General features: G+C 43.3%; 19 protein-coding genes and 1 pseudogene. 15 read left to right on the top strand and 5 right to left on the bottom strand.

What is annotated here, in order from left to right; genetic code table 11:
- Nucleotides 1-143: 143 nt before the first annotated feature.
- The 8 genes and pseudogenes from FN831_RS23200 (at nt 144) to FN831_RS23165 (ending at nt 7299) form a co-directional block, all read left to right on the top strand.
- Nucleotides 144-782 (top strand): TetR/AcrR family transcriptional regulator, encoded by a 639-nt coding sequence (locus tag FN831_RS23200; protein WP_142530590.1) that lies wholly within the window; start codon nt 144-146, stop codon nt 780-782.
- Nucleotides 782-1425: pseudogene (locus FN831_RS23195) on the top strand (TolC family protein); the annotation flags it as partial. The gene FN831_RS23200 and the pseudogene FN831_RS23195, both read left to right, overlap by 1 nt.
- Complete coding sequence (locus tag FN831_RS23190; RefSeq protein ID WP_317132112.1) at nt 1405-2130, top strand: TolC family protein; 726 nt, start codon at nt 1405-1407, stop codon at nt 2128-2130. The pseudogene FN831_RS23195 and the gene FN831_RS23190, both read left to right, overlap by 21 nt.
- Before the next feature lie 9 nt (nt 2131-2139).
- Nucleotides 2140-3192: an HlyD family secretion protein gene (locus FN831_RS23185; protein WP_142530587.1), complete on the top strand. Its 1053-nt coding sequence runs from the start codon at nt 2140-2142 to the stop codon at nt 3190-3192.
- Nucleotides 3189-4793, top strand: a complete 1605-nt coding sequence (locus tag FN831_RS23180; protein ID WP_142530586.1) for an MFS transporter — start codon at nt 3189-3191, stop codon at nt 4791-4793. The genes FN831_RS23185 and FN831_RS23180 overlap by 4 nt, the downstream gene beginning before the upstream one ends.
- 117 nt (nt 4794-4910) lie before the next feature.
- A complete protein-coding gene (locus FN831_RS23175) occupies nt 4911-5459 on the top strand; it encodes a hypothetical protein (RefSeq protein ID WP_142530585.1) in 549 nt (182 codons plus the stop codon).
- A 94-nt stretch (nt 5460-5553) separates the two neighbouring features.
- The gene (locus tag FN831_RS23170; RefSeq protein ID WP_142530584.1) at nt 5554-6111 is read left to right on the top strand and encodes an NADPH-dependent FMN reductase; all 558 of its coding nucleotides are present in this window, start codon (nt 5554-5556) and stop codon (nt 6109-6111) included.
- 75 nt (nt 6112-6186) lie between these two features.
- Nucleotides 6187-7299, top strand: coding sequence for an NAD(P)-dependent alcohol dehydrogenase (locus FN831_RS23165; protein ID WP_142530583.1), 1113 nt, complete (start codon nt 6187-6189; stop codon nt 7297-7299).
- 205 nt (nt 7300-7504) lie between these two features.
- Here FN831_RS23165 and FN831_RS23160 read toward each other — a convergent pair whose 3' ends face one another.
- Nucleotides 7505-8194, bottom strand: coding sequence for an IclR family transcriptional regulator (locus tag FN831_RS23160; protein WP_142530582.1), 690 nt, complete (start codon nt 8192-8194; stop codon nt 7505-7507).
- 75 nt (nt 8195-8269) lie between these two features.
- Here FN831_RS23160 and FN831_RS23155 point away from each other — a divergent pair, with 75 nt between their 5' ends.
- From FN831_RS23155 to FN831_RS23145, 3 genes are all read left to right on the top strand, one after another.
- Nucleotides 8270-8983, top strand: a complete 714-nt coding sequence (locus FN831_RS23155) for an SDR family NAD(P)-dependent oxidoreductase (protein ID WP_142530581.1) — start codon at nt 8270-8272, stop codon at nt 8981-8983.
- A 127-nt stretch (nt 8984-9110) separates the two neighbouring features.
- Nucleotides 9111-10145, top strand: coding sequence for an SDR family NAD(P)-dependent oxidoreductase (locus tag FN831_RS23150; RefSeq protein WP_142530580.1), 1035 nt, complete (start codon nt 9111-9113; stop codon nt 10143-10145).
- 144 nt (nt 10146-10289) lie between these two features.
- Entirely contained in the window at nt 10290-11126 is an 837-nt protein-coding gene (locus tag FN831_RS23145; protein ID WP_142530579.1) for a helix-turn-helix domain-containing protein, read from the top strand.
- Nucleotides 11127-11197: 71 nt separating this feature from the next.
- Here the strand turns inward: FN831_RS23145 and FN831_RS23140 are convergent, their stop codons facing one another.
- From FN831_RS23140 to FN831_RS23130, 3 genes are all read right to left on the bottom strand, one after another.
- Nucleotides 11198-11533: an EthD family reductase gene (locus tag FN831_RS23140; protein ID WP_142530578.1), complete on the bottom strand. Its 336-nt coding sequence runs from the start codon at nt 11531-11533 to the stop codon at nt 11198-11200.
- A 92-nt stretch (nt 11534-11625) separates the two neighbouring features.
- On the bottom strand, nt 11626-12258 hold the full coding sequence (locus FN831_RS23135; protein WP_142530577.1) for an NAD(P)H-dependent oxidoreductase: 633 nt from the start codon (nt 12256-12258) through the stop codon (nt 11626-11628).
- A 97-nt stretch (nt 12259-12355) separates the two neighbouring features.
- Nucleotides 12356-13300, bottom strand: a complete 945-nt coding sequence (locus tag FN831_RS23130; protein WP_142530576.1) for an AraC family transcriptional regulator — start codon at nt 13298-13300, stop codon at nt 12356-12358.
- A 190-nt stretch (nt 13301-13490) separates the two neighbouring features.
- Between FN831_RS23130 and FN831_RS23125 the strand changes: the two genes are divergently transcribed.
- Entirely contained in the window at nt 13491-15551 is a 2061-nt protein-coding gene (locus FN831_RS23125; protein WP_142530575.1) for a S9 family peptidase, read from the top strand.
- Between the two features lie 5 nt (nt 15552-15556).
- On the opposite strand, the gene FN831_RS23120 is transcribed toward FN831_RS23125, so the two are convergent.
- Nucleotides 15557-16822, bottom strand: a complete 1266-nt coding sequence (locus tag FN831_RS23120) for a hypothetical protein (protein ID WP_142530574.1) — start codon at nt 16820-16822, stop codon at nt 15557-15559.
- Nucleotides 16823-16977: 155 nt separating this feature from the next.
- Between FN831_RS23120 and FN831_RS23115 the strand changes: the two genes are divergently transcribed.
- The 3 genes from FN831_RS23115 to FN831_RS23105 all read left to right on the top strand — a co-directional run bounded on the left by FN831_RS23115 (nt 16978) and on the right by FN831_RS23105 (nt 19654).
- Nucleotides 16978-18066 carry a hypothetical protein gene (locus FN831_RS23115; RefSeq protein ID WP_142530573.1) on the top strand — a complete coding sequence of 363 codons (1089 nt, stop codon included), beginning with the start codon at nt 16978-16980 and terminating at the stop codon, nt 18064-18066.
- Between the two features lie 205 nt (nt 18067-18271).
- The gene (locus FN831_RS23110) at nt 18272-18853 is read left to right on the top strand and encodes a TetR/AcrR family transcriptional regulator (protein ID WP_142530572.1); all 582 of its coding nucleotides are present in this window, start codon (nt 18272-18274) and stop codon (nt 18851-18853) included.
- A 6-nt stretch (nt 18854-18859) separates the two neighbouring features.
- Nucleotides 18860-19654, top strand: coding sequence for an SDR family NAD(P)-dependent oxidoreductase (locus tag FN831_RS23105; protein ID WP_142530571.1), 795 nt, complete (start codon nt 18860-18862; stop codon nt 19652-19654).
- Nucleotides 19655-19726 lie beyond the last annotated feature (72 nt).

Here is a 19726-nt window from a genome sequence, read left to right as displayed (position 1 = left end):
AGCTTCCCATTGCCGTTTTTCATTGCTGGCAGATCATTGTTTAATGCATCATGAATAGGTGATTTCGACGAACATTGTAGCTATTTTTCCTATAATAGCGCTCAGAATTGAGGGAAATTTGCATAAGTAAACACGAACTTAAAATGACATTTCCTGAAGAGGTATTGATAAATGATAAAAAAGCAACGCTGCTGAAAGTTTCTGAGGAACTTTTTGCGACTTATGGTTTTGATGGTACCTCTACCAGAATGATTGCTGAACAATCGGGCATTAACATTGCAATGATCAACTACTACTTTGGTTCTAAAGAGTTACTCTATACCGCCATTTTTGAGAACAGGTTAATATATATCATTGAAGAAATAGACCGCATCGGCCAGCTTGATATTGGGCCGGCCGAAAAGCTGGAGCTTTACCTGAGAGGATATATACGAAGAATCCAAAATAATCAGGGGTTTTACCGAATGGAAAGCAGACAGTTAACTATGGTTGAACAGCCGCCAATTGTGACATTGCTGGAAACCAGCAGAAACAAGGCTTTTCTGTTAATCCATAACATTATTACCAGGGGCATATTGCAAAATGTCTTCCAGCATATTGACATAGAAGTTTTTGCATTGAATATTATCTATTTGCTGCCCACAGTATTTACCAGACCTCCCGCATTATTTGCGCAATTAGGGTTTTCCACGAATGATCATCGGCAAAGTAACTCGCTGGAAAACAGAATTATTCAGTTCCTGATGGCCTCTTTAATTATTAAAAAAATACCTCAATTATAATGTATTCATTTCCACTAAAGGGAATTTGCCTGTCCTTAGCCGTTATACTATTAGTGCTGTATTCTATCTGCGGGGCCAATGCACAGGAAGTTTTAGTAAAATCCTGTCCCATGTCGCTATCAGAAGCTATCAGCATGGCTAAACGCCAGAATAAATGGGTTCAGGTGGCGAGAACTCAGGCCAAGGCCACAAAGGCAGATCTGAAAGATGCATATAGTGCAGCCTTGCCGATGGTAAATGCCAGTACTACTTACCAAAGGTTTAGCGACCTTACCCTTTATACCGATGGCCTTGCCAATTCTACAACAGGGCAGCGCAAACCTACACCGAATGCCGCCAATCTGGGCTTCGATGCTACTTTCAATATTTATTCTGGTGGCAGGCAGAAAGCACTGCAGGAAGAGCAGGAAAGCAGAATGCGCCTGGCAGAAATCAATACAAGTGATCAGTCTGGCTTTTATGGTCTGCAGACGGCTACCCAATATCTCAATCTCGTGCAGCTGGCGGAACTCAGAAAATTCATCCTTGATCAGCTCAAACGTGCAGAAACCAGGTGAAGACTATCAATGCTTTATATAAAAATCAAAAAGTTACCAGAAGTGACGTGTTACGCGCAGAGGTAATGCTATCGAATGTACAGCTTTCATTGGAGCAGGCGGATAATGATATCCGTATTTCCAATCAGCGACTTGCAGTGCTTCTTGATTTGGGAGACAGTGTACAGGTGAAGCCAACTGATTCTGCAGGGATGCCCAAACCTGCTTTGGCAGGGTTATCCTCATTGAAAGGCCAGGCCCAAACATCTTCTTACAGCATACAAAAAGCAAAACAGAATGTTGGTACACTGGAAGCTAGATTAAAGGGTACGAAAAGCGCGTTTATGCCGACATTATCCTTTTATACTGCATATGGCCTTAATTATCCCAATAACCTTTTCTTTCCACCTGTTGATCAGGCCTATTCAATCGGCTTTGTAGGTTTAAAAGCGCAATATAATATCTCCTCCCTGTATCATAATAAACATAAAGTTGAAGCAGGAAAGCTCCATATTTCGGAAGCTGAAATTCAAAGCGAGGCCGTGGCTGACAATGTAAATCAGGAAGTGAAAAGCCTGCTGATCAAATATGGTGAATCGTTAAACAGAATTACTGTCAAAGAAAAAACAATAGATCAATCATTGGTAAATTACCGGATTGTAAGCACCAAATACTTCAACCAGCTGGCACTGCTTACAGATTTACTGGATGCAGATAACCTGCTTACAGCATCCCGTTTTGATTTGATTACTGCCCAAACTGATGCCCTTACGATCTACTACCGTTTGCTTTATGCAACGGGTAAACTATAATTTTCTACCATGAAAACGACTCAATCCTCTACTAAAACACATCCAGGCAATATATTCATTACCGTCGTAGCTATCATAGCCATTATTGCCGGCGCGGTTTATTTTTTCAATTACCTGATGTATTCGCAGTACAATATCGAAACAAATGATGCCCAGGTTGAATCCTATATCAATCCGGTTTCTGCCAGGACTGGTGGTTATATTCAGAAAGTATATTTCAATGAATATCAGGTGGTAGAGGCAGGGGACACGTTATTAATCTTGGATGACAGGGAAAATCAGGCGAAACTGATGGAAGCGCAGGCAGCTGTAGATGATGCCAATGCCCAGCTGGTGTACCTGCAGGCAGGGATTAAAGCCTCGCAAACAGCAACCAGCGTAAATAAAGATCAGATATCCGGTGCCCAGGCCAGATTTGTACAGCAACAGCTTGATATCAAACGCTACCAGAACCTGGTAAAGGAGGAAGCTGCTACAGGATCAGATCTGGAGCGGGCAAGAGCAAAACATGATGTGGCTGAAAGTGATTACAACGCGGCACGAAACAGTTTACAGACAAGTTTATCACGTATTGATGAATTGAAAACCCGTATAGCTATTTTAAAGGCCGACCTGAAAAAGAAGGAGGCCGGTTTAGCTATTGCCAGACTCAACCTTTCTTACACGGTAATAAGGGCACCTTATTCAGGCAGGATGGGCAAGAAAAGTATTCTGGAAGGCCAGCAGATCCAGGCAGGCCAGCCTCTGGTAAACATTGTCAATGAAAGTTCAAAGTGGGTGACCGCCAACTTTAAAGAAACCCAGGTTCAGGGTATGTATATCGGACAGCCGGTTCAAATCAGCGTTGATGCAGCAAGCAACAGAGTCTATAAGGGACGAATTACTGCAATAGCAGGTTCAACAGGTGCCAAGGCATCACTGCTTCCACCTGATAACTCAACGGGTAACTTTGTAAAGATCATTCAGCGCGTGCCGGTAAAAATCAGTCTTGATACTGCAGGGACTAAAGATATCATCGCGGGTATGAACGTTTTAGTAGCTGTGGAGAGGAAAAAATCATGATCTATAGCCCTCAGTATTTTAAACCCTGGATTGCAGGTTGGGAGTGGGGAATAAGGATTGGTCTCTGGTTGGTCCTGCTCTCATCACTTGTGCAGTTCGGTCTGTTTTCACTTACTCAGCCCTATCTCGTGGGGCTGTTCGGCGCCCAACCCGAGGATATTTATTTTGCGATACAGCTAACCTATGTAGGCATACTTTCAATTCTTCCGGTTCAGTTCCGCTTTCTCAGGTACTTTGAAACGAGGAGTTATCTGCTATTCAATATTCTTGCAGGCATAATGCTCAGCATCTTAAGTGTCTGGTGCAACGATATTCATTTGTTCTTTGTCATCAGGTTCCTGCAGGGAGTGCTAGTTGGTAATATAGCGGCATGTATACTTACGCTGATCTTTACAAGATTAAACACTGAGCATATGCAGCTTGTAGGATCCTCGGTTTTTTATGGAACAATATTGAGTAATACAGTTATTATCGGGGTGGTTGCGGGGGTAGTGGTTTTAACCTATGACTGGAAAGTTACCCTTTATTATTTAATCGCCTTCCAGCTCATTAGCCTGCTTATTACTTTATTCATGCTGAACCCTAAGGCGGGTTTCAGGCGTTATCCTTTATATCTTATAGACTGGACAAGCTTTATACTTTTGGCGATTGCGGCGATATCCCTCGCTTATACGATGATTTATGGTTCAAAGTATTATTGGTTTCAGGATTCCCGCATTGTAACAAGTGCTCTGAGCGCAGTTGCAGGTTCAGTTTTATTGCTTCACAGGCAGTTGCTCCTTAAGAGGCCCCTGTTAAACCTGAACGTATTTAAATCAAGAAATTTTGTGACAGGATTGATCCTCCTCGGCATTTATTACGGGATGAAAGACAGCATCACTCTCATTTATGGTTATGCCGGGACCACACTGAAGTGGAGCACAATTCAGGTAATGGATCTTGGCCTGATCAATCTTACTGGATTGGTTGCGCTGCTGATATTTTCAACACAGCTGATGATGCGTTACAGACACTCAACCAGGCTATTTCTAATTTCAGGATTTGGGGTAATGTTGACCTATCACCTTTGGATGTATTTTCTTTTCACACCTGATCTTTCCTTTAATGACTTAATTATTCCGGTTTTTCTGCAGGGCGCTGCATCAGGTTTGCTCTTTGTACCGCTGATGATTTTTGTGTTTTCATCTGCGCCTGCCAATACAGGTACTACAGGATTGGTAATGGCTACGTTTACCCGTTTTATTGCGTTGCTAAACTCATTTTCGGGATTTTATAACCTGCAGCTGTATTTCAACCAGCATTTTAAGGAAAGTTTTTTGTCAGGGATTAGCCTTGATGATTTAGCAACCTCGGCCAGTCTGGCGCGGTATGCGGAGCTTTATCAGTCGAAAGGATTTGCTGCCAATGAGGCTGCGGTTTTAGCCAGTTCTGCGCTGGGTGGCGCGCTTGCGCAGCAAACACAATTGTTAACGTATCGTGCAGTTTTTATGACTATGGTTGTCGTTCTTGCCATTATTATCACACTGGTGATTTGTATTCCTGCCATCAATAAAACCGCTTTACATTGGAATAAAAGGATGTTTACCTGGCTGAGTAAATGAGGCATATCTTAAGATATTTTAAGGGTAAATCTTAATATAGTTCAACAGCAAATACTGGGCGAAGATATAGATTTGTTTGATTGGGTCATTAACTGTTGTCCATTTTTTATGATTTGTATGAAAGAAACGAACTCATATTTATTGCAGGAGGTAAAATCAGAAGTTACAGCGCTTTGTATTGAGTTGAACAAAATCCTTGAGATTGATATCAGGGTAAGTGAAAATATTGAAAAGGCATGTGGATGGTTATTTTTTATGGCAGTGGCTGGCGGCCTGACCGCAATCTTCTCAGAATTCTGGATAGCGATGGTTTCGCTGGCTTTCGCTTTAGCAGCTTGCTTTCTGCTCATCTATAAGTCAAAAACAAAACTGATGAATCGTATAGATGTGAATTTCTGGTTTTTGGAAAGAGCTATGAAATTGTCGGGAAAGTGCGCATCGGTAGAACTAAATGAAGGTATCATTACGGCGACTGATGAAATGTCTGCCGCAGTGATCAACTGCAAACAAGATTTGATTACCCTTAAAGATGATCTTGAAGCAGTACGGAATGATGTATTAACTGCTTCTATAATTAAATTTTACAATGAACAGGAAATGCGCGGAAGGTACACAGCTGCGATTAAGAACAAGTACAACAGACACGGTATAAAAGAGCCTTTGTAATAGCTGTCAGGATAAAGGCGCAGGAACAGCTTTTCTGACTATAGATTAAACCACTTACGTATAAAGTATAAATAACTTCAATATATAACTAACTATGAATAAGATAATAGGAATACTTGCAGGCAGCCTGCGTAAAGAGTCATTTTCAAAAAAAATCGGCAACACATTGATTGCCATGGCACCCCAGGGATTTGAATTTAAGATCATCTCACTAGACGATCTGCCAATTTACAATCAGGACTTTGATGACGATAATCAGGTGCCGGTAACTTACACTACTTTCAGAAAAGAAGTGCAAGCTGTTGATGGAGTGATTTTTATTACACCTGAATATAACAGGTCTGTCCCAGCAGTACTTAAAAATGCATTGGATGTTGGTTCACGGCCATATGGACACAATGTGTGGGATAGTAAGCCAGGGGCTGTTATTAGTAACTCGCCAGGTAATTTATCGGGCTTTGGTGCTAATCACCACTTACGGCAAAGCCTTGTTTTTCTAAATGTGCCGGTTATGCAACAACCTGAAATTTATATCGCCAAATCTAACGAACTCTTCGATGAAAATGGAGAGTTAAAGAGTGAGGGCACAAAAGAATTTCTTCATAAAGCAGTTGATGCTTATATCGCGTGGTTCAATAAAAATGTAAGTTAATCGCCTGTGAATTGCTCTATGGACGGATCCAGAGTAGAATAATCAATTAAAAATTAATATTAAAGTATAAATATTATGGAAATAACAGCAGCAGTTGTAAAGTCAAAAGGTAGTAAATTTGAATTGGAAAAGGTCAACTTAGAAGAACCTGGAACAGAAGAGGTATTAGTAAGAATCGTGGCAACAGGTATTTGTCATACCGATATGGTTGCGCGGGACTTTGTGATGGGTGCACCTGACTTCCCGGTGATTCTTGGTCACGAGGGATCTGGAGTTATTGAAAAAGTTGGGCAGGATGTACATCACCTCAAAGTGGGCGATCATGTGGTTCTTACTTATGGTTTCTGCGGAGAGTGCGAAATCTGCCGTTCTGGGAATCCTGCCTATTGCTACACATTCTTTGAAAGGAATTTCTCGGGTGCAACAGCAGAGGGGCTGCATCACCACCATGACCACGATGGAAAGGCCATCAATGACAATTTCTTCTCGCAGTCTTCATTTGCAACCTATTCAATTGCGCACAAAAACAACGTTATCTCTGTTCCAAAAGATGCCGCGCTGGAAATACTAGGCCCGCTGGGATGCGGAATTCAAACAGGGGCAGGTGCAGTTATAAATACACTTAAAATTAAAGTAGGTAGTTCTATTGTGATATCCGGAACCGGAGCTGTAGGCTTGTCTGCGGTAATGGCAGCTAATGCTTCGTCTGCTACCACAATTATAGCAGTAGATATTAATGACGAACGACTGGAGTTTTCAAAAGAATTAGGAGCAACCCATACGATCAATTCTCTCAGGGAAAATGTACCTCAGCGTATCCGTGAGATTTTACCGAATGGAGTTCAGTATGGAGTAGATACTACTGGTAGAAATGAAGTGATTAATAATACCCTTCAAAGTTTAGCCCCAGTTGGAGAACTGGCTGTTATAGGAGTAGCTACAAAACCTTTGGAACTGCAAACCAATGCGTTCCTCACCAAGGGATACAAAATTAAGTTCGTTAATCAGGGTGATAGTGTATCTGAAGAGTTTATTCCCAAACTTATCAAAATGTACCAAAGGGGACAGTTTCCATTTGATAAGCTTATCAGACAATATGCTTTCGAAGATATCAATCAGGCTGTTGAGGATTCTGAAAAAGGAAAAACTATTAAAGCTGTCTTAATTATTGGGGAATACAGTAAATAATCAAAAGATTATCATTACAGAAGAACTGGCCAGTCACTGGTTTTTCTGTAATGATAGCTTAATGTTACAATTAAGTACCTTACAAACTGGCAGAATACTTTTTTGGCTTCATCCCGGTGTGCTGCTCAGAAGCCGTTTAAGGATTTACTCCATCATCATGGGAACCAAAATCAGCAGAAGCATTGCTTTATCTTCACAGTATGGTCTAAATAATCGTTTTGAAGAGCTGCACCATATGTTGCATTTCTTTTTCCCCAAACCGATGGGCCGGGCCAGACAGCCCGATAACTGATATAATTCTGTTTTTGTAGAAATAGGGGATTGCTACACAATGCAGTTCTTTTTCATATTCTTCTAAATCTAAAGCATAACCTCTCTCAAGTATCTGTTTCATCTCCTTGTTCTGAGCAATGATCTCACTTTCACTGAGGCCCTTAGATACCGTATTTGAAAGATGCGGTGAATATGCCATAAAAACTTTGCCAATCGCCGTATGCCTCATTTCAAATTCTTTACCAAGCTCCAGTGAGATCCGCAGTGACCTGGCAGGTTCACACTTCCACTCGTAACGGAAATAATTGCCCATTTGGATTGCCAGGAAGGACGTTTCGTTGCTTTCCAATGTTAACCGTTCTATAACCGGTTTCAGCTTATTTCGAAGGTCATAATAGGGGATGCCTGAAAAATCGAGCTGATTGATTTTCGCTGTAATCCGGTACCGGGGCGTTACTTCATCCTGTTCCACATAACCTAATTGCTTTAGGCTCACCAGAAAGTTATGAACAGTTGTTTTCTGAAGTCCCAGTGCCTGTGCGATGTCATTTACACGCACGAGATTACCATTGGAGGCAATGTACTCCAGAATATCAAAGGTTCTCTTTAGCGATTGTATCATTTGTTCAACGATGTTGGATTAATTAACATTTTCCGGATATACTTTTTCGGTTCGTTCAAAAATACATCACTTTTGATGTTACAACAAATGGTTTTTCAAATAATTAAAAAAAACATGATGAATAACAGTAAAAAAATATTGGTTACAGGTGCAAGCAATGGAATTGGTTTGGCATTGACAAAAAAATTATTGGTCGAAGGCATGGAGGTTTTTGCAGTAACTAGATCAGGTGAAATTTTAGGTTTAACCGATGCCAGACTTACGGTCATAAAAGGTGATATCAGTAATGAGGCAAGTATAAGAGAGGTTGCCGAAGCTCTCGAAAAACATTCTGTAAAATTGGATTATCTGGTAAATAATGCCGGTGTTGGGGTTGATCTTGGAGATGAAATACCAACAGCAGAGCTGATGAGAATTTCATTTGACACCAACTCTATTGGAACAGTTTTATTCACTGAGGCTATGATACCTCATTTAACTGATGGCTCGCACATTGTATTCCTTTCTACAGCGATGGCTTTACTGCGTAATGTTGGCCCCTCTGCACCAGCCTATCGTATGTCTAAAGCAGCGCTTAATGTCTATGCTGTTATGCTTAGTCACCGTCTTGCAGCTCACAATATCAAGGTTACGCCTCTTCATCCTGGATGGGTACAAACAAGAATGGGCGGAGAAACGGCACCTGTTACTATTGAAGATTCAGTAAACGGGATCTACAAAGCAATTACAGAAAATACTGAAACTGGGAAGTTCTGGAATGTTGATATCGCTGCTACTGAGGAATATTAGTAGGTGTCAGGTAATTATCCCTGTTCTTTAATTAAGTGGCCTTTTGAGTACATAAAAAACGGCCTTTAAAACAAAAGCTGGTATGTAAAGCCTGGTTAACTTTGATTTATTCAAATACTATTATAAAATGAAAGAGAATAATTATCAGGGAGCGCTCCAACAACCGATAGGTTCAGGTTTTAACGCCCAAAGTACTGCAACCGATGTAATAAAAGATATTGACCTTAAAGGGAAAAATGCTATCGTGACCGGCGGCTATGCCGGTATTGGATTGGAAACAGTAAAAGCATTTGTGTCGGCGGGAGCTTCAGTAATTGTGCCTGCGAGAGATGTTGTCAAGGCGAAGGAAAACCTCGCAGGACTGGCCAACGTACAAATCGAACCGATGGATTTAATGGATCCTGCTTCTATTTCAGCATTTGCCGGTAAGTTTCTGGAAGAGGATAAGCCGTTGCATTTGCTCATCAACAATGCGGGAATCATGTGGGTACCGTTACAGCGTGACAGCCGTGGCTATGAGTCGCAACTGTCCACCAATCATTTAGGGCATTTTCAATTGACAGCACTACTTTGGCCCTCGCTGCTTCGCGCAAAAGGGGCAAGGGTTGTAAATGTGTCCTCCTGGGGTCATCATTATTCGCGCTTCAACTTTGATGATCCCAATTTTCAAAACCGCAAATTCGAGACCTTACTTGGTTATGGGCAATCCAAAACGGCAAACATCTTATTCACTGTCGAGCTCGACAAACGTGGACAGGGTTTCGGCGTCCGATCCTACTCTTTACATCCGGGCGCTATTGCAGATACAGATCTCAAGAGACATCTATCTAACCAGGAACTGCAAAAGCTGGGGGTTTATGATGCCGACAATAAGGTGATACATGACGCCTCAAAAGGCTTGAAAACTTTGGCTCAGGGAGCATCCACCACAGTATGGTGCGCTACCAGCCCACAACTGGCTGATCTTGGAGGTGTGTACTGCGAAAATTCGGAGATTGCTTTGAAAGACCCGGCGGATGATGAAAATCATGATTCATTTGGTAAAAGGATGAATGATGCAGTACACTTATCCGGGGTAACTTCTTATGCACTTGACCAGGGAGAGGCCGAAAACCTTTGGCGTCTGACTGAAGAACTAACCGGTACCCCATTCAAAATCTAATTACATACTACAGAACTCAATAGGGTCTAAAAGGCCGTAATTAATTTAGTTGTATAACAGATGGTTGAGTTTAATATTGGATAATAATCATTTACAGAGGTATTCAGCATATCTCTGTAAATGATTTTTTTTAAATTTGAGTCTATGGCAGAGATCCAACAGAATACATTTGCTGAGATAGTTTTGGCTTGCTTTGAAAACGAAACTTTCAGGGGTGAAATCATCTTAGAGAACCACTCCCTGGTACGTATTATCTCCGGAGAGATGAAGGTTGTGCAATCTGATAGTTCATACATTTTTGGTGCGGGTGATACGCTCCTTTTTCCGAGGCATCAACTATCAACGCTGGTCAAATACCCTAAAGATGGGAGGCCGTACAAATCTATCGTAATGACGCTGACAACTTCCCGCCTCAAAGAATTTTATACGCGGAACCAGATGTCGGGCGGAATGGCACACAGCCACAAGATCGTGTCTCTGGAAAGCAATATCTTGCTGGAGAGCCTTTTTGCAGCACTAACGCCCTATCTGGATATGAAGACTGAGCTCCCGGAAAAAATTGCTACTTTGAAAGTGGAAGAGGCCATCGCTGTTCTCCATACAATCAATAAGGATATTGACAGCATTCTATCTGATTTTTCCGAACCCGGTAAGATCGACCTTGCCGAATTCATGGAGAAAAATTACATGTTTAACATGACCATAGATAAATTCGGGTATTTGACCGGTCGGAGCTTAACTACCTTTAAACGGGATTTTAAAAAAGTATTTAAGACTACCCCGCAAAAATGGCTGACCCAAAAAAGGCTTGAGCTGGCACATTATCAGCTGGCCGAGAAAAACAGAAAGCCTGTTGAAGTGTATTATGAAACCGGATTTGAGAATTTATCACATTTCACATTTGCATTCAGAAAGTATTTCGGTTATACACCTAATGAGGTAAGAGGCAACAGGCGGCTAAATTTTCATCCGGAGGTTTAATCGTGTAGCCCGAGGTTTGTTGTTGTTCCGGATTATTCTGGAGTCTTTTCAGCACACAAAACAAAAATAAATCAGCGAAAAAGATCGGTCAGCCCACTGTGTACGGGAATAATATCCGTGTATTTGATGACATCAGCCATTACCTCTTTTCCTTCCGGGGAATCGAAACAAGACCTCACTGCGGCCTCATCTCTAAACGTAGATATTGCGATCGCTCTTGTACCCTGATCATCCCGTTCAGGAAAAAGGGTGACGGTCGACCCCAGCCCGTGGCACTCCCAGGAACGTTTTACCAAAGCGATATGGTCATTTGCAAAATATTCTTTGTTAAAGCGGTCTTTCTCTGAGCCATAATAAATGATAGCCACCTTGATTTCTTTTACCGCTTGCTCATTTTTATTATCCATTAGGATCCTATTAAAATTTACAAATCAATACAAGGGTCAATGCTACGATCCATCATCAATGATATCATAGCATTGACACCTCATACAAAAAATTAATACGCGATGAAGAATTCGTCCGCAGGTCGGCGTACTTTGGCCAGCTGAATATAACCATCATCTTCAGAGCGGTAACCGACCGGTAAGATCACGGTAGCTGTTAGGTTTTTTTCTTTCAGCCCCAAAATCTGATCAAATTCTTCCGGATCGAAACCCTCCATAGGACAAGAATCCAGCCCCAGCTCTGCTGCGACGCTGATCGCTATGCCAAGGCCGATATAAGCTTGTTTTTGTGCCCAGTGAACCAGAACATCACCATTTGAACGTAATTTGATCCCGTCCCCGATCATGTTTTTCCATCCAGCTAAGGTTTCTGTACCGATGTTACGGACCTTAGCGGTCAGTTCGATGTTCGCGTCCACGAATGCAGTATCCAGTTTAGTCTCTGCAGCGAATACCAGTACATGAGATGCTTCCAGCAGCTGAGGCTGGTTCCAGGCAGCGGCGGCTAGTTTTTCCCTAATCGCATGATCGCTGACTACAAGTAAACGGAATTGCTGTAGTCCGTAAGAGCTGGGGGCAAGCCGGATGGCTTCTAATACCTGATTCAGCTGATCTGCAGGGATCTTTTTTGTACTGTCAAATTTTTTGGTGGCGTAGCGCCATTCTAATTTATCTAAGAGTGACATAAATTTTATTAAATGTTTGTCCGACAAAATTCAGAAGAAGCGCAGTGTGGGAAAATAGCTGTATCAAAGGTCTTTATATCAATTTCAAAGACGCCAATCAGTGTATGGCCATGCTGTGGATATTCGCGGAAAAGTTTTTTCGGTAATCACCCGGCGTGGCACCCAGGTTCTTTTTGAAAAACTGGCTGAAGCCCGGCTGTGCTGTAAACCCTAAGGCCAGCGCTATATTTTGCAGTGTCCAGTCCGTCTGGATCAGCAGTACCTTGCTTTCCTCCAGTAAACGTCTTTTGATATGTGTGCTGAGGTTTTCACCGGTATAACGTTTGATAAGGGCGTTAAGATAGTTCGGATGGACAGCAAGCTCATCGGCAAACTCCTGGGCGGTTCTTAACCTGACCGGGCCGTTGTTATTCTTACTAAAACTCCTTTCCAGCGACTGAAAGAAATCATGAACATGGCGGTATTCACTGCTGGCAGGGATGGGCACCAGATCCTGAGCATATTTGGTCGAAGTCAGCATGATGAGTTGCATATAAGCCTGCAAAACATCGCCGGAGCGCGCACTGAAAGCAGCTTCTTCTTCGTGCATTTTCATAAAAAGATCAGCAAGTGCGCCCGTATCCTCATCGCGGATCCGGATCATACTTTTGGTTACATCGGCGAACAGGCCATATTTCTCGGTGACCGTCTTCAGTAAGGGATGTTCTTCAATAAATTGCCTGGTAAATAAACAGATGTGTCCGGCAGAATCGTTTCCGGTATTCTCCCATGAAATGATCTCATTAGGGTGAATAAAAGCTATACTCGGCCCGTTGACCTGGTAGGTATCCAGACCCAGTGTAAATTGTCCGTCACCCTTTTCAAAAAATATGATCTGATAAAACTCGCGCCTGTTCGGTTTTAAGTGTTTGCGACAGGCATTATCTTTCCTGTCGTAGATTTTGATTCCCGTCCTGCCGGGATCCACAACGTTCTTATCGAAAAGATCATTGATCTCCTTAAGATGGTCAAGCTGTCTGGCATATGCTTCTTTCACGAACATAGGGTTGAAGATAAAAATACAAGATGAAATTTTCGTTATCCAAATGTCATACCCGCAACAGACAGCTGTCTCATTGCTAAACCCTTAACCTATGTTAAGAGATGTAAAAATTGTACCGATAATATCATAAAAGGTGATATTTTGCTGTTTTTCCGCACATGTATATAGCGAAGCTTTAAAATTACGTATAATGATAATTAAAAAAAATGTTCTTTTATCTCTTATTTTCTGCGGATCGTGTATCATCGTGCGGGCGCAACGGGCACCTGATCCTAAGGCGAGTGCAATGAACCAGCATGAAATGGAACGGAAATCCCGGATTTTCTCCTGGCAAGACCTTTTCCGCATTCGCCGGACATCTGATCTGCAATTAAGTCCTGATGGAAGGTCCCTGATCTATACACGCCTGCAAACTGACAGTATAACTGACAAGACGATCGCGACCGTTCGTATCATCAATACAGAAACTGGCCTTGATCAGACTTTAATGGGCGGGAAACTATCTTCGCCGCGCTGGTCTCCTGATGGTTCTCAGCTCGCTTTCATCGCAGCATCAAAGGGTATATCCGGGTTGAGAGTTGCAAATGTGAGCAGGCGTGATCAGGACAGTAAACTGTTGGCAGAAGGTGCTGCTGACATCAGCTGGTCTCCGGATGGAAAATATATCGCCTTCACCAGATTTGTCGAAGACGCTCCTGATAAAGCCCTTTCCGTGTTTAAAAGACCAAAAGGAGCGCAATGGGCGGCAATGCCGAAAACTTATGAGCGTAAACATTTTTTCAGTGATGCCGGAGGAGAGACTGTACCGGGCAGTACTCATATTTTCATCGTTTCTGCTGCCGGTGGAGATTCCAGGCAATTAACTTTCGGTCCCTATTCTGAAAGAGGTCAGCAATTATGGAGTAAGGACGGAAAAACGCTCTATTTCATTTCCAGCCGGGATAAAGACAGCGAAACCAGTATCTATAATCAAAGTTTATTTAGCGTAAATATTGAGAACAAGGCTGTCAGGCGAATGATCACGTTTCCTTATCTGATCAGGGATCCGGCCCTTTCGCCAGACGGGCAAACGATCGCCTTCCTCGGTACGCGCGAGCGATCGAAGGATTATGAAAAAAGCGAGCTTTTTTTAATGGGAACCGATGGCAGTAACCTGAGATCAATCAGCGGCGGTTTCGACCGCGAGATTGAGCACCCGCGCTGGTCAGCTGATGGTAAGCATATCACCATCAGGTATGATGACCACGGAATTACCAAACTCAGCAGTATTGATCTGAACGGGCATATTAAAGTGCTTGCAGACCATATCTTTGACCTTTCTGAATTTGCTGCAAACGGGTCGGTCGCTGTCTCAGGAACCGATGGTGCCCAACCTGCAGAAATTATGCTAAGGCTTAAAAATGGGAAAACGAGATCTCTGACCCATCTCAACGACACTTTGTTCAGCTATGTACGGACAGGTAAAGTCCAGGAGCTCAAATTCAAGTCAAAGTTTGAAGGAGTAGAGGCAGGAGCCTGGCTAACCTTGCCCCCGGATTATGTTCCCGGGCGCAAATATCCGCTGATCGTTTCATTGCATGGCGGACCGCATGGAAATGACGGTCCCGTATGGTCAGCAGAGGCCCAGTTGTTTGCCTCAGCAGGATATGTGGTAATGAAAGTCAATTACCGGGGATCAACTTCCTACGGTTTTACATTTGCTGATCAGGCCCATGGCAACTTTACCGGCCCTGCTTATGACGATGTAATCAGTGCAACAGATGCAGTTATCCGTGCCGGCCTTGCTGACAGCAGCAGATTGTATGTGACGGGCGGCTCTGCCGGTGGTATGCTAACTGCCTGGATAGCAGCAAAAAGTGGTCGTTTTAAAGCGGCAGCGGCAGTCAAGCCGCTCATCAGTTACTTGTCGCAAGCATTGGTGAATGACCAATATGTGGTTAATTCAAAATACATCTTCAAAAAAAATATATGGCAGGATCCCCTGGCGTATTGGAAAAACTCTCCGCTTTCGCTTGCCGACCAGATCACAACGCCTACACTCTTAATGGTCGGTGAGAATGACAGGAGGACACCTGTTAGTGAATCGCTTCAGTTTTACCATGCCCTCCAGCTCAGAAATATTCCGGCCAGGCTAGTCATTGTCCCCGGGGCAACGCACAGTTCCTTGAACTCCTCAGCCGGGCAGCTGATCGAAAATACCTATATCATTCTGGACTGGTTCGCAAGGTTCAGTGGCGGCAATCGACCATAAGGCGATCAATACGATGAAAAGACCAGTTTCGGGCCACACCACAAACGGACATTTTTGATCATGCCGCCTCCCTGAAATGTGATCCCTATTCCCAGGATCTTTACTTTCTTTTTTGGCTGTTTTGTCTGGTAGACCAGCTGGTCGTTTATCAGATAATCGATCTTCCCGTTGCTGGTTTTGCAAGATACCCTCGTCCATTTGCCTAACGCTATACCAAATGAGGACAGGTCATTTGATCTGCCTGAAATATCGTCTTCCCCGTTAGAAAGATAGAGGTTCGAGATGCAGCCCGGCATGGACAGCGGTATATTCAAAGGCTGGTTATCCGTGATCAGCTGTACATTAATGACTGCACATTTCGAAGCACCTGCGCTGAATGTATTTTTCAGATCAACAGTAAAGGATAGTGAATTTATGGGGACCGGCACAAAATTCCCGACATTATAAAATTCCGCCACAGGTGCTTCCCACTGGTCCTGCGAAAGTTTTTGCCGAAGAAATTCAGCTGATATCCCTAAATGATCTTGATGTAAAAATTCTTCCTCCCCCAGATATACCGGTGCCGGATCTTTAGCCAGCAGCCCCAGCCATCCTTTGGTAGGTATAAGCAAAGGATGCTCTTTAACGACCTCATTTGCAACGATCAGTTTAGCCTGGTAAAACCCGGGGCGGTAGTAGATAGAAGTAAACTGATGTTTGCCTGCAGGCACACTGTTCCTTCTGGTTTTATCCCATGATTGCTGGATCATGACCGGTCTGGTGCCGGCAGCACGCGCATCATAATTGAAAACCACAGAATTAGGAATGTCGCGGGTGATAGCCTTACTTGTAAAGCTGTAAGCCGAATGGTCTGGCGAAGAGGTGATATTTTGACGGGAGTTGAAGACCTTAAATAAAATCACCAACAGTACAGCCATCAAAATGGTGAAGGCAAAAACATAGCTCTTTTTTCTTTTGCCAGGGAAGGCTGCTTCAGGAATAAAAGGGGGTGCTGACCGGTCGGAGGCTGCCGGCTGACGACAAAATTCCCGCCAGCTTTCGAAACCCGCAAATCGTGACAAAGCATCGAGTGTAGTCAGGCTTGGCTGGTTATTATAATTCACCTTACCCCATATACGCTTGAGTGTACTGGAACTGAGCGATACTTTGGTTCGTTCCAATATCAGGATATTCAATCTTTCGAAGTCTCTGTTATTCCATTCCTTCGCAGGTCCCCAGTTCAATTCTTTTTCGATCGATGCCAGTAACCGCGAAAGCTCATTGTTATTCATTTACATAATTGATATTTAGCGAAGGTACAAGCTTTAAGACAAAAACGATTTGTGGGATGATCTTTTAAAGTATTGCTAAACAGTGTGATATAAAATGATCATAATTGAACCCGCAGTGACTTGGGCTGAAGCCATGCAGGGCCTAATCTTGCGTTATGAAAACAAATAACTTTTTAACATTCGCCAGGTTCTCCTTTCATTCAGCATTGCCCTTGATACTTATGGTCATACTGACCAGCATTAAAGCAAAGGCTCAAACGTACTATGTTGATCCGCTGAGCGGTCAGGAAAATGCCACAGGGTCCAGAGCAAACCCTTTGCTGAGTATTGAAAAAGCCGTCGCTTTAGCGGATCATGCTGAGCGCCGGGACACTATACACATCAGGCTTGCGCCGGGATTATACATACTGAAAAGCAAGCTTGTGATACGAACGGCACAAAAGCCCGACAGGGTACCGTACATCATTGAAGCTGCGGTTATGCCTGACGATCAGGGCTGGGAACCCGGGAAAATGCCGGTAATACAAACGATCGGCGGCGTAAATGATACCATTGGCTTTTCTCACGCTGTCGGGCTATCTGTTGAAAAAGATAATGTGAGCCTGCTCGGCCTGAAATTCCTCGGGAACCCGAATAGCAGCGTAGAAAATTTTTATCCCATCCGGCGTGCCGGCAAGCTGTTAAGCGGCTTGACTGTATCCCAATGTGTCTTTGTTGGCGAAGCCAATTCATCCCCTATACAAAGTGCATTCTGGGTGAGCGGACCTGGCATTCATGTTGATCATTGTATCTTTCATAATTGTAAGATCGCTTTTGTGCTGGGTTCGGAGGTGAATGATTTCTCTCTGACGAACACGATCATTGACGGAGCCTACAATACAGCGATATGGTATGGTTTCGCGGGTAATGTCCCGTCCTTTAATTTTAGCGGCAATGTGATCACTAACAGCAGTTATGTGATGGTCTATCCCCAAGAAAAGGGCCAGCCGAACTTCAGGCTGAAGAATTCTTATCTGGCTGGAAATGATAACCTCTTTGGTGCCTATCCAAAGGAGCAGGACAGATTCTTCTCTGAGAGCAGAACCGCATTGAAGCTGGTTAATACTGATCTGAAAAAAATCATCTCCTTTGTTAAAGTTCAAAATTCGGGAATAACGCATGATAATTTGAACATTTCCAGTCCCTCAGATGCCAGGACAATAAAGGCAGGGTTATTCAAAGCGGATACTAAGAAGGCTTTATGATCAGGGGACAGGATGACCTACATATACCAGGCTGCTAATAAACAGATCCTTAAACTTAAGCAGTATTCCCTTTATGATGCCATGGAATGCTGCTATGATGATCATGTGACAGCAATTTTCTTCCTCTCACTGGCCCGGTTTTGATCCTTAATTATGATATTCTAAAATAATTTCTACTTTTGTAACGATTAACACAAAAATAGAAATGAAGGGTAGGCCACAGAAATTCAATGAAGCTTCGGTTCTCAGCAAAGCTCAGCAGGTATTCTGGAATAAAGGATACGCGGCCACGCCGCTTGATGAGGTACTTGCAGCTATGGACATTGGAAGCGGAAGTTTTTACAATGCTTTTAAGGGCGGTAAGAAAGAACTTTTCCTCGCAGTTATCCGTCAACGGCGCGATGCATTGGAAGAATTCAGGATAATGGTTGAACAGGATGAAAATCCGGTTGAACTGATTAAAAACTATTTCCGGGGTATCGCAGACGCTGACAACAGCATTCACTTGCGAGGCTGCCTGATTGCCAATACGATCACGGAAATGACATTCGGTGATAAAGACATCGAAGCGGAAGCGATGAGTATCGCTATAGATACCGAAGCTTTTTATACGGAAACTTTCAGGAAGGCTCAGCAGAACGGACAATTAAAGAATATGACGGACGCCGGGATTCTTGGCCGTTACCTGATCACCGTCTGGAGCGGATTGAATGTAACGCGCAGAATCTACCCAGACAGGGATAAACTCTCAGAACTTATTGAATTGCAATTAAAATTGATCGAATAAATAACTATGGACCTACAACTGGAAAACAAGACAGCATTTATTACAGGCTCGACCCAGGGGATCGGGTTCGCTATCGCCCGGGCATTATTAAGAGAAGGGGTGCAGGTTATTATCAACGGCCGGACCCAGGAAAAAGTAACTTCAGCTGTTGAACGTCTGCAAAACGGCAACATTAATGCCGCAGTCACCGGTATCGCCGCTGACCTGGCTGATCCGGCTGATACCGAATCACTGGTTGCCCAGTTACCACCAATAGATATTCTGGTGAACAATGTCGGCATATTCGAAATGAAGGAGTTCAGCGAGATCAGCGACAATGACTGGCAGCGTATGTTCGATGTCAATGTGATGAGTGGTGTTCGTTTGTCGAGGGCACTGCTCCCCAAAATGCTGGCCCGTAACTGGGGAAGGATCCTTTTTATCAGCAGTGAATCAGGGATCAATATTCCAGCAAATATGATCCATTATGGTCTGACCAAGACCGCCATGATTTCTCTTAGCCGGGGTCTCGCACAACTAACCAAAAATACCGGGGTCACCGTCAACACCCTGATAATCGGCCCGACCTATTCAGACGGTGTTTCAGAAACTGTAGAAGCTATTGCTGCCGCTCAGACACAGGATTCAGCAGTGCTAAAGCAACATCTGATTGGCAGTGTTTATCCTACATCGATCCTCAACAGGTTCCTGGATCCTGCCGAAGTTGCGGATATCGCTGTATTTCTGACCAGCCCTCTTGCTTTAGCTACCAATGGGGCTGCTGTAAGAGCGGATGGGGGCGTGCTGAATACGATTTTATAAACACTATCAAATTAACGGGAAACGGTCCTTCATGGGCTCGTTCCAAAATGTTCAGATCAATTAATTATTCCA

The organism is Pedobacter westerhofensis, assembly GCF_900182595.1.
GTDB classification, from domain to species: Bacteria; Bacteroidota; Bacteroidia; order Sphingobacteriales; family Sphingobacteriaceae; genus Pedobacter; species Pedobacter westerhofensis.
This window is presented reverse-complemented; position numbering and strand designations above follow the sequence as displayed.